The sequence below is a fragment of the Streptomyces sp. NPDC005774 genome (assembly GCF_042871645.1).
GTDB classification, from domain to species: Bacteria; Actinomycetota; Actinomycetes; order Streptomycetales; family Streptomycetaceae; genus Streptomyces; species Streptomyces pratens.
On sequence record NZ_JBIAIV010000055.1, the window covers coordinates 32255 to 42425 of the forward strand.

The window sequence follows — 10171 nt, forward strand, 5'->3', positions numbered from 1 at the left end:
TATGTGAAGTTTTTACCGCGCGAAGGAGGACATCCGGACGGGAGTGATACCTGAAAGGAGGGTGAGGCCAGATGATCACCCGCGATGAGGTCAGGATTCTCCTGGATCACCCCGTCTACGACGGCGAGGGCAACAAGATCGGTGAGGCCAAGCACGTCTTCTTCGACGACATGAGCGGCCGACCCGAGTGGGTGAGCGTCAAGACGGGCATGTTCGGCACCAGTGAGTCGTTCATTCCGATCCGCGACGCCGAACTGGTGGAGGACCACCTCGAAGTCCCGTACCCCAAGGACAAGATCAAGGGCGCACCCGACGTCGACGTCGACTCGCACGGCCACCTGTCAGAGGCGGAGGAACACCGGCTGTACGACTACTACGGCATCGACTGGGGCGGCGTGCTGCGCGACGACTCCAAGAGCTCCGGTGAGGGCCGGACCGACAAGCGCCCCGGCATGGGCAAGGCCGGAGCCGCCGGTGTCGCCGGAGCTGCCGGTTTCGCCGGAACTGCGGGCCGGGGCGGGACGGCAGGTGCCGCCGGTACGGCCCGTACGTCGGGCAAGGACCGGACGGCGACCAGGACGACCACCACCGCGGGGACGGCATCGGCGGCCGCGACGGGAACGCCGACGACCTCCGGCAGGACCGGTCCCACGGGTGCCGCCGCGACCGCCGGCGGGACCGGCGTGCGGGCAGGTCAGGGCGCCGAGTCCATGACACGCATGGAGGAGGAGATGCATGTCCGCGTCGAGCGGCGCGAGACCGGCCGGGCCAAGCTGCACAAGTACGTCGTGACGGAGGACGTCGAACAGACCGTGCCCGTGCGCCATGAGGAGGTGCGCCTGGTGCGGGAGCCGATCACGGAGGCCGACCGCGAAGCCGCCCTGTCCGGCGCCGAGATGGGCGAGGCCGACTACGAGATCACGCTGCACGAGGAGCGGCCCATTGTGGAAACCAGGGCGGTACCCGTCGAGCGGGTGCGGCTGACCATGGAGGAGCACGTCGAGAACGAGACCGTACGGGGCCGCGTCCGCAAGGAGCGCATCGAGAGCGAGGGCGTTCCGGACACCACCGCGCGGCGGGACGACGCCGCCGGACGGGGCCGCGACGTTCCACGCCGGGGCCGCGCATGACCGGAGGGCACCGGGTGCGCGTCGGCGGGTCCGCTCACCGGCGCGCCGCCCCGTCGCCCTCCGTGTCCGTGGGCCCGACGAGGCCGGTCAGGGCGGCGAGCCGCCGGTAGGAGTCCAGCAGGGCCGTGCGGTCGTGGGTACTGGTGGTGACGAGGACCTCCTGGGCGCTCGTCTCCTTCAGTACCGTTTCCAGTTCGCCGGCCACCTGCTCCTCGGTGCCGACGATGTGGCCGCCCAGCCCGGACTCGTACAGGTCGCGTTCCCTGGCCGTCATGGTGAACGACTCGACGCGCCCGGCGGGCGGCAGCGGCGGGAAGACGCCGTGGGTCCGGGAATGCGCCATCGACCAGGCCTCCGGGATCAGCAGCCGGCGGGCCTGTTCGGGAGTGTCCGCCACAGCGACCGTCCCGGAGATCACCACATACGGCTCGCTCGCCCAGGCGGACGGGCGGAAGTGCTCCCGGTAGTGGTCGATGCCACGCCGCATCCGGTCGCGGCCGCGCAGGTCGCCGATGACCATGGGCAGGCCCGCGCGGGCGGCGATCGTCGCGCCCTCACCCATGGCCAGCACGAACGGCGGCACGGTCAGGCCCTCGGCCGGGCGGGCGTGCACACCGGTGGGGGAGGTGCCGCGGAACCAGCCGAGCAGCTCGTCGAGCTGGGCGCCGAAGTCCTCGGCGTCGTCCTTGTCGCGCCCCAGAGCCTTGCGGACCCCGTCGGTGAAGCCGACGGAGCGGCCCAGGCCCATATCGATGCGCCCGGGGAAAAGCGACTCCAGCACCCCGAACTGCTCGGCCACGACGAGCGGCTGATGGTTGGGCAGCATGACGCCGCCCGTGCCGACGCGGATCGTCCGGGTCGCCGCGGCGACGGCGGCGGCCAGTACCGTCGGCGCGGAGCCCGCGACCCCGGGCACGCCGTGGTGCTCCGAGACCCAGAAGCGGTGGTAGCCGAGCTCCTCCAGCTCCCGCGCCAGGCGCACGGTGTCGCGCAGCGCCTCGGGACCGCTGTGTCCCTCACGGGTACGCGAGCGGTCGAGGACGGAGAAGCGGGCCGAGGCGATCAAAGGGCTCATACGAGGTTCAACACCTGCCGGGCCCGGCGATTCCTCACGGAGCGATGTCGTGATTGAGGCGGAACAGGTTCCTCGGGTCGTAGCGCCGCTTCACGGCGACCAGCCGGGCGTGGTTGCCCCGGTAGTTCACCCGGACGCGGTCCTGGTCGTCACCGTCCATGAAGTTCACGTAGGCCCCGCCCATGGCATGCGGTTCGAGCGCCCGGTGGAAGGCCCGCACCCATCCCTTGTGCGTCTCGCAGTCCACCCGGCCGGGGCGGCCCACTGGCGAGCAGCGCTGCCGCCCGTCGCGTGTCCGGTTCGGCGCCCAACCGGTCGAAGGACTCCAGGGCCGCCCGCAACTCCATCCGCGCCCCCTCGTCGTCACCACCGCCGCGGCCGGCCGCGGCCAGGGCCATCCGCACCCGGGCCGCCTCGTACGGGATCCGGAGCTCCAGCCAGAGCGCCAGCGCCCCGCGCAACAGGGGCAGCGCGCGACCGGGGTCATCGGCCGCTCCGACCGGACGCTGCGGGAGCCGGGAGCCGGGAGCCGGGTGGCGCACGCCGTCGACGGTGACCGGGACCCGCGGGGTGCGGTGGCCGTCCGTCCGCCTCACGCGGCGGTGCCGGGTGCTGCCGCGGGACATCTTCCGCGCGGGGCAGCCGAGGCTCTCCTCCTCGGTGCCCGATGGAACCGGCCTCGGGCCTAGGCTGAGCGGCGTGACCAACCGTGACAAGCGCCCGCTCGCCGTGTTCGACCTGGACAACACCCTCGCCGACACCGGGCACCGGCAGCGGTTCCTGGAGCGCAGGCCGCGTGACTGGGACGCCTTCTTCGCCGCCGCGCCCGAGGACGCGTCCCTCGCGGAGGGCATCGCGCTGGTGCACGAGAGCGCGCGGGAGTGCGAGATCGTCTACCTCACCGGACGCCCCGAGCGCTGCCGGCGCGACACGCTGGACTGGCTGGCCGCCCAGGGGCTGCCCGAAGGGCCGTTGCACATGCGCGGCGACGCCGACCGGCGGCCCGCCCGGTACACCAAGCTCGCGATCCTGAGCCGCCTCGCCCGCACCCGGGAGATCCGGGTGCTCGTGGACGACGACGAACTGGTCTGCGCGGACGCCCGGCGGGCGGGATTCACCGTGGTGCACGCCCGCTGGACGGCCCCGTCGGGGGAGCTGAGGGCGGCGCAGCAGCGGGAGGGGCGGACGTGACGTCCGCCCCTCCCGCTCCCCTCCGGGTGTGCACGGCCCCCGTGCCGTGAACGCGCCCGGCTGCTCGCGGCCGCCTCCGGGGCCGGGCGGGCGGCTCAGGCCGGCTCGTCCAGACGGAAGCCGACCTTCAGGCCCACCTGCCAGTGCGCGATGCGGCCCTCCTCGATCTGGCCACGCACCTGGGTCACCTCGAACCAGTCCAGATTGCGCAGGGTCTGCGAGGCACGCTCGACGCCGTTGCGGACGGCCTGTTCCACGCTGTCGGGTGAGGTGCCGACGATTTCCGTGACCCGGTAGGTGTGGTTGGACATGCGGGTGCTCCTCTCGCCGGCGGCTCCCACCGGTACGAGGGCCGCTTCTTGTGTCGCACGTCACTCCACCGTCCCCCAGGCGGTGCGCGAGCGCGAGATGTCCGCCCCTCGGGCCCCACACGTGCCTGGCATCCCTCCGTCAGCGCGCCACGCTGAGCGACAGCGCGAACCGGCCCTCCCCGTCCGTCCACCACCGCGTCAACTCCAGCCCTGCAGTGGCTAGTTCGCCACGTATTCCCTCCTTGCGGAACTTCGCTGAAATCTCGGTGCGCAGTTCCTCGCCCGTGGCGAAGTCGACGGCGAGATCGAGCGCCTGGATCTTCACCGACTGCCGGTCGCGCGAGCGCAGGCGCATCTCGATCCACTCGTGTTCGGCGTCCCACGCGGCCACATGGTCGAAGGCGGCCGGATCGAAGTCGGCACCCAGCTCCCGGTTGATGACGGTCAGGACGTTCCTGTTGAACGCGGCCGTCACCCCGGCCGCGTCGTCGTACGCCCGGACCAGCACCTTCTCGTCCTTGACCAGGTCCGTGCCGAGGAGCAGCGCGTCCCCGGGGGCGAGCATCGTGCGTACGGAGGCCAGGAACACGGCCCGCTCGGCGGGCAGCAGATTGCCGATCGTGCCGCCCAGGAACGCCACCAGGCGCGGGCCCGGAGTGTCGGGCAGCGTCATGCTGCGGGTGAAGTCGTCGATCAGGGCGTGCACGTTCAGCCCGGGCCGCTCGGCGGCCAGTGCCTGCCCCGCCGAGGTCAGGGCGCTCTCGCTGACGTCGACGGGGACGTACGTGTGCAGCCCGGTCAGGGCGTCGATCAGATGGCGGGTCTTCTCCGAGGAGCCGGAGCCCAGTTCGATGAGGGTACGGGCACCGGACGCCCCGGCGATCTCACCGGAGCGGGCGAGCAGGATCTCGCGCTCGGCGCGCGTCGGGTAGTACTCCGGCAGCCCGGTGATCTCCTCGAACAGCTCACTGCCCCGCGCGTCGTAGAACCACTTCGGCGGCAGTGTCCTGGGGCTGGAGGTCAGGCCCTGGAGGACATCGGCGCGCAGGGCGGCGTCGGTGGCGTCCTCGGGCAGGGTGCGGGTGACACGGAACGGACTCACGTGCGGGGCTCCTTCGGTGGTGCCGGTGTGTGCGGTACCGGTGTGCCGGTGCTCGCCGGGGCGTCACCCGGTTCCTTGAGGGGGGTGAGCAGCACGTCCGTGCGGCTCGCGGCCAGCAGGGTGCGGTCGGGAACCTCGCGCCAGTGCGGATCGTCGTCGTACGGCTCGGAGGCCACGACGGTGCCGCCGCCCGGCCGGGCGAGGTACCACAGCGTGTCGCCCCACGCGGTCGCGGTGATCGTGTCGCCCTGGGTGAGCACCAGGTTGAGCCGGGATGCGGGGGCCGCCGCGGCGACCTCCAGCACGGTGTCGGCCAGTGCCTGCCCCTCCTCGTCCCCGGCCCGCAGCCTGGCGAGCACCAGGGCCCACACGAACGCGGAATCGCTGCGGGCCTCGAGCGACAGCACGTCCTCGGGCGGCAGGGCCGTGACGAGCGGCGCGAGCGTGCCCGGCCAGCCCCGTACGGCCCCGTTGTGGCTGAACAGCCAGGCCCCCGCGGCGAACGGCGCCGCCGCGGCCTCGCCGTCCGCCCCCGGCAGGGTCGCGTCCCGTACGGCCGCGAGCAGCGCCGGGGTGCGGACGACCCGGGCGAGATCGGCGAACGACGGATCTCCCCAGATCGGCCCCGCCCTGCGGTACCGGGCCGGCACCGGGTCCCCGGGCGCGTACCAGCCCACCCCGAAACCATCGGCGTTGACGGTCCCGTACCGCTGGTGCCGGGGCGCCCACGACTGGTGGTACAGCCCGTACGGCGGGTCCACGAGGAGCCGGCCGAGCGGCTCCTCGGGACCCACGTACGCGATATGACGGCACATCAGGAATTCTCCGAGCGAGCCGTGCGGGCCGTCCGGAACCCGGAGAAGATCTGCCGTCGGACCGGATGGTCCCAGTTGCGGAACGTGCCCCTGCAGGCCACCGGGTCCACCGCGAACGAACCGCCGCGCAGCACCTTGTACCCAGTCCCGAAGAACACCTCTGAGTACTCCTTGTACGGGAACGCCCTGAACCCCGGGTAGGGCAGGAAGTCGCTGGACGTCCACTCCCACACGTCGCCGATCAACTGACGCACCCCGAGCGGCGACTCACCGGCCGGATAGCTGCCCGCGGGCGCGGGCCGCAGGTGGCGCTGGCCGAGGTTGGCGTGCTCCGGGCCGGGGTCGGCGTCGCCCCAGGGATAGCGTGCCGAACGGTCGCCGGCCGGGTCGTGCCGGGCGGCCTTCTCCCACTCGGCCTCGGTGGGCAGCCGGCGCCCGGCCCAGCGGGCGTACGCGTCCGCCTCGTACCAGCACACGTGCAGCACCGGCTCGTCGGGCGGCACGGCCTCGGTCGCGCCGAAGCGGCGCCGCAGCCACTGCCCGCCGTCCCGGCGCCAGAACAGCGGGGCGGTGACGGAGTTCCGGCGGATGTGGGCCCAGCCCTCCGCGGTCCACCAGAGCGGCTCGTCGTAGCCGCCGTCCTCGATGAACGCCTGGTACGCGGCGTTCGTCACCGGCGTCGTGTCGATGTGGAACGGTGCCACCTCGCGCCGGTGCGCCGGACGTTCGTTGTCCAGCGCCCACGGCTCGTCCGAGGTACCCATGGTGAACGGGCCGCCCGGGACGAGCACTTCGGACGGACCGGTGAACAGCGGCACCGGCTCCGGATCCGGTGCCGTCAGAGCCTGCGGGCCGCTGCGCAGCTGATGGGTGATCAGCATCGTCTCGTCATGCTGCTGTTCGTGCTGCGCGACCATCCCGAAGGCGAACCCCGCCTCGGTCAGCCGCTCGCCGTGGAACGCGGTGCTCTCGAGCACGTCCAGCGCCCGGCCGCGCACGTCCGAGGCGTAGCGGCGGGCCTCCTCGGGAGGCAGCAGCGGCAGCTTCGGCCGCTCGGCGCGCGGGTGCTCGAAGGCGTCGTAGACGCTGTCGATCTCGGGCCGTATCGCCTCCTGCCCGCCGACGGCCCGCAGCAGCCACTGTTCCTCCTGATTGCCTATGTGGGCGAGGTCCCACACCAGCGGCGACATCAGCGGTGAGTGCTGCGCGGTGAGATCGGGCCCGTCGACACAGCTGGTCAGCAGAGTGGTCCGGTCACGCGCGGTGACCAGCGAGGCGACCGCGCGCTCGCGCAGGGCTTCGGCGTCGAGGGCGGGATCGGTCATGAGGAGGTGTCCTTCCCGTACGGATGCGCTCCGTGCGCGTGCGGGCCGGGAGCGCTGTAGGTGCTGTGGGGGCGCGCGCCGTCGGCTCCGGTGCGCAGGGCGTCGAGCAGGTCGTCGGCCGGGCAGCGGCCGCGGGCGACATGACGATCCTGGTACGCCGCCACCGCGTCCACGACCTCGGTCGTGGCACCGAGCCCGGGGAGGGCCCGCAGCGCCGCCGAGAAGCAGACGGCGGCCACCTCGCGCAGTTCCGGGTCGGCCAGGCCGTCGCGGGCCGCGTCCCGCCACAGCGGGTTGTGCGGCGCGGGCATGCCATGGGTCCGTTCGGCCAGCGGTTTCACCGCCCGGTAGGCCGTCTCGGAGGCCTCCGGATCGTCGAACAGTGCCGTCGTCACGGCCAGAGGCACGATCCAGCCGTTGTCCCCGGGCTGCGCGTCGATCATCCGCAGCTCCAGATGGCCGCGCGGCCTGACCGGCGGGAACAGCGTCGTGACGTGGTAGTCGAGGTCCTCCCGGGTGGGCGCCCTCGGCACCCCGGACCTGGTCCACTCGCGGAAGGTCAGCCCGTCCGGCACGTCCCACGGCCCGCTGTCCTGCCGTACGCACATCACCGGCGCGTCCAGGACGTGCCGGGCCCAGGTGCCGCGCGGCTCGGAGTTCAGCACGGGGCCGCCCGCGCGGCCGGTGCCGATCTGGGCCCAGCGCAGCTGCCGGGTGGACAACCAGCCGGTGGGCCGGTGCCCGGCCAGCGGGGAGTTGGCGAACGCGGCCACCAGCACCGGGCCCAGTTGGTGCGCCAGCCACCAGCGCCGCACATGACCGAGGGTGCCGGGTTCCTCGTACCCGGCGTCCAGGCACACCTGTACGGAGGCCGAGGCGCACATCATGGCGCGGCCGGCGGGGCCGGTGCGGTCGAGACAGGCCTCCATGGCGTCGTAGCGCGGTTCGCGCAGGAACCGGCGCGGTGGGTGCCAGGGATCGTGGCCGAGGCCGACGAGACCGAGACCGTCCTCGCGCAGTGCCGCGCGGACGGCGTCGAGGTCGGCGCGGACGGCGTCGACGCACTCCATGAGGGAGGCGGCGGGCTGTGAGCTGAGCTCCAGCTGGCCTCCGGGCTCGACGGTGAGCGCCGAACTCAGGGGCACGGTCCGCAGAGCGGCGTAGGCCGCTTCAAGTCGTTCGGATGTCACGGGGAGCTGCGGGGTCCGTAGCTCGTGGACCAGCCATTCCACCTCCACACCGAGGCGACGTGGTGGTCCGGTCTTGAAGCAGATGCCCCGTACGAGGGCCTCCGCCTCGGCTTCGGTGACGGCGGGACGGGGCTCGATACAGGCGCTTGCCGAATCGGACATGTGGGAATCCTCCTGAGATACCTCCATGTCGCCGGCCCGGGGTCTTTTGCCGGGCAGGCATCAACTCGTCCAGCCAAAACCCTCACGACGTCCGGCACAAGAGCGCCTGGCGGGAGTTCCGGGCCGGTAACCCATCCTTCCCGCCCGTTTCCGAGGGCTTTTCCCCCCCGCCTCCCGGGCCTTCCGTGGGGGAAACTCCGTTGCGTCGCCTCCTCAGCATCGCTCACGATGCCCCTATGAGCACGACGGGGGAAAGGCCGGGCGACATGCCGGCGAAGACCACGGGGGCGATCGCGGGGCGCGCGGTCACGGCGCGTACGGGGGTCGCGGCGTGAGCGCGCGTCTGCGCGGCATCGCGCGGGAGACCGAGCGGATCGTGGCGTCGGGAGGCTACCGCGCTCCGGCCGACGGCCTCTTGGGGGACTCGGCAGCGGATCGGGTGAAGGTCAGTTCCAGCCGTACCGCTCGCGCAGCCGGTGACGCACCAGATTGAACCGCATCCGGTCCAGTGCGCACGCCTCGCGGCGCATGCCGTCCTCGTGCAGCCGCAGCACCCGGTCGACGGCGACCCATGAATCGCGGCCCGAGCGGTCCCACGGCCCGCTCCCGATCGGCACCCAGTCCCGGTCCCCGTTGCGCTGCTTGCTCGACAGCTGCACCGCGAGGAAGGTCCCGGCCGGCTCCCGCGCGACCACGAGTACCGGACGGTCCTTGCCCCGGCCGTCGTTCTCCTCGTAGGGGACCCAGGTCCAGACTATTTCCCCCGGGTCGGGGTCGCCGTCGCGCTCGGGCGAGTACTCCGTGCGTACCCGGCCCACCCCGCCGGGCTCGGCCTCCGTGGTGGCAGTGGGGCCGAAGCGTCCGGGGACTTCATCAGTGCTGTACTCGGTCACAGACGTACCGTACGGGATGACACCGGGGCCGTGATCAACTGCCTTGCACGGCAGGGGAGGCGTACGGCCTCCGGTGGACCGCCGCGCACAGCGCTGGTGGTGCACGTGGTGCACGCGGTGCACGCGGTGGAAGGTCACGCTGTGTCGTGCACGCTCACGCCCGTGAGTTCCCTGCCCGAAACCATTCCGGCCTCGATCCGTACGAAGACCCCGTCCCGCATCGGCACCCAGGAATCGGGTCCGGTCCGCAGCAGCCGCTCGTGTTCGGCGGGATCGGTCACCACCGCGGCCCGGCCCGTGATCACCACGCTCCATCCGGCCCGGTGCTCGGCATGGAACTCGTCGGCCTCGAAGGCCACCACGACCCCGTCGATCGCACGCACCAGGTCGGAGTCCCGCGAAGTGCACAGCAGCACGGAGGCGTCCGTGTCCAGGGAGAAATTGATGGGCAGGACGGCGGGCAGTGCCTGCCGGGTGTACACGACGCGACCGACCGGCACCTTGGCCAGCAGGCGCAGGCACTCCTGGCGTTCGAGTGCACGGAAACCATCGCTCTGGAACATCAGTCCATGGTCGGCGGCCGATCCCGGCCGGGCTAGGGCCGGACGGCCCTGATGAGCCGCCGGCCCCTGGAAAGCAGGTGCCGACGCGTGAAAACGGTGCAGGTGGGTACCCCGGGGGCCGGTGGGGTCCGGCAGGGACGGCCGGGCCCTGCCGTCGGATCCCGTCCGAGTTCGGGCGGCCGAAGGAGAACGGGTGCCATGGGCAGGACCGCGCTGATCGTCATCGACTTGACTTCCTCCCCCTCGTGAACGACTCCGTTGGGAAATCCGCGAACTGGCTGTTGTGAGGGTGATTCAGGCTGTGAGTTCGAGGCGGGCCAGGTGTGAGGCTCTGGTGCCGCCGGGTGGGGTTTCGGTCAGCCAGGCGTCGAGTCGGATGATGTTGATCGCGGTAGCGGCGAGGATGTTGCCGAG

Annotated in this window: 11 protein-coding genes and 1 pseudogene; 3 read left to right on the forward strand and 9 right to left on the reverse strand. The window is 72.3% G+C overall.

Going from position 1 to position 10171, the window contains the following annotated elements:
• Positions 1-71: 71 nt before the first annotated feature.
• The gene (locus ACFYQA_RS33110) at positions 72-1130 is read left to right on the forward strand and encodes a PRC and DUF2382 domain-containing protein (RefSeq protein WP_388925940.1); all 1059 of its coding nucleotides are present in this window, start codon (positions 72-74) and stop codon (positions 1128-1130) included.
• 34 nt (positions 1131-1164) lie between these two features.
• Here the strand turns inward: ACFYQA_RS33110 and ACFYQA_RS33115 are convergent, their stop codons facing one another.
• On the reverse strand, positions 1165-2205 hold the full coding sequence (locus ACFYQA_RS33115) for an LLM class flavin-dependent oxidoreductase (protein ID WP_388925943.1): 1041 nt from the start codon (positions 2203-2205) through the stop codon (positions 1165-1167).
• Positions 2206-2239: 34 nt separating this feature from the next.
• Positions 2240-2452 (reverse strand): BBE domain-containing protein, encoded by a 213-nt coding sequence (locus ACFYQA_RS33120; protein ID WP_388925946.1) that lies wholly within the window; start codon positions 2450-2452, stop codon positions 2240-2242.
• Between the two features lie 452 nt (positions 2453-2904).
• Between ACFYQA_RS33120 and ACFYQA_RS33125 the strand changes: the two genes are divergently transcribed.
• Positions 2905-3396 carry a hypothetical protein gene (locus ACFYQA_RS33125; protein WP_388925949.1) on the forward strand — a complete coding sequence of 164 codons (492 nt, stop codon included), beginning with the start codon at positions 2905-2907 and terminating at the stop codon, positions 3394-3396.
• A 95-nt stretch (positions 3397-3491) separates the two neighbouring features.
• Here ACFYQA_RS33125 and ACFYQA_RS33130 read toward each other — a convergent pair whose 3' ends face one another.
• From ACFYQA_RS33130 to egtA, 5 genes are all read right to left on the reverse strand, one after another.
• Positions 3492-3707 (reverse strand): dodecin, encoded by a 216-nt coding sequence (locus ACFYQA_RS33130; protein WP_381370372.1) that lies wholly within the window; start codon positions 3705-3707, stop codon positions 3492-3494.
• 139 nt (positions 3708-3846) lie between these two features.
• On the reverse strand, positions 3847-4809 hold the full coding sequence (egtD, locus tag ACFYQA_RS33135) for an L-histidine N(alpha)-methyltransferase (protein WP_388925952.1): 963 nt from the start codon (positions 4807-4809) through the stop codon (positions 3847-3849).
• Positions 4806-5624: an ergothioneine biosynthesis protein EgtC gene (egtC, locus tag ACFYQA_RS33140; RefSeq protein ID WP_388925955.1), complete on the reverse strand. Its 819-nt coding sequence runs from the start codon at positions 5622-5624 to the stop codon at positions 4806-4808. Before egtC ends, egtD begins: the two co-directional genes overlap by 4 nt.
• Positions 5624-6949, reverse strand: a complete 1326-nt coding sequence (gene egtB / locus ACFYQA_RS33145) for an ergothioneine biosynthesis protein EgtB (protein ID WP_388925958.1) — start codon at positions 6947-6949, stop codon at positions 5624-5626. The genes egtC and egtB overlap by 1 nt, the downstream gene beginning before the upstream one ends.
• Positions 6946-8301 (reverse strand): ergothioneine biosynthesis glutamate--cysteine ligase EgtA, encoded by a 1356-nt coding sequence (gene egtA, locus ACFYQA_RS33150; protein ID WP_388925961.1) that lies wholly within the window; start codon positions 8299-8301, stop codon positions 6946-6948. The genes egtB and egtA overlap by 4 nt, the downstream gene beginning before the upstream one ends.
• A 133-nt stretch (positions 8302-8434) precedes the next feature.
• Between egtA and ACFYQA_RS33155 the strand changes: the two are divergent.
• Positions 8435-8713 (forward strand): annotated as a pseudogene (locus tag ACFYQA_RS33155) (hypothetical protein); the annotation flags it as partial.
• 34 nt (positions 8714-8747) lie between these two features.
• Here ACFYQA_RS33155 and ACFYQA_RS33160 read toward each other — a convergent pair.
• Together ACFYQA_RS33160 and ACFYQA_RS33165 are read right to left on the reverse strand one after the other, a co-directional pair.
• The gene (locus ACFYQA_RS33160) at positions 8748-9194 is read right to left on the reverse strand and encodes a type II toxin-antitoxin system PemK/MazF family toxin (RefSeq protein WP_386403650.1); all 447 of its coding nucleotides are present in this window, start codon (positions 9192-9194) and stop codon (positions 8748-8750) included.
• Between the two features lie 134 nt (positions 9195-9328).
• On the reverse strand, positions 9329-9757 hold the full coding sequence (locus tag ACFYQA_RS33165) for a pyridoxamine 5'-phosphate oxidase family protein (protein ID WP_388925965.1): 429 nt from the start codon (positions 9755-9757) through the stop codon (positions 9329-9331).
• Between the last annotated feature and the right edge of the window lie 414 nt (positions 9758-10171).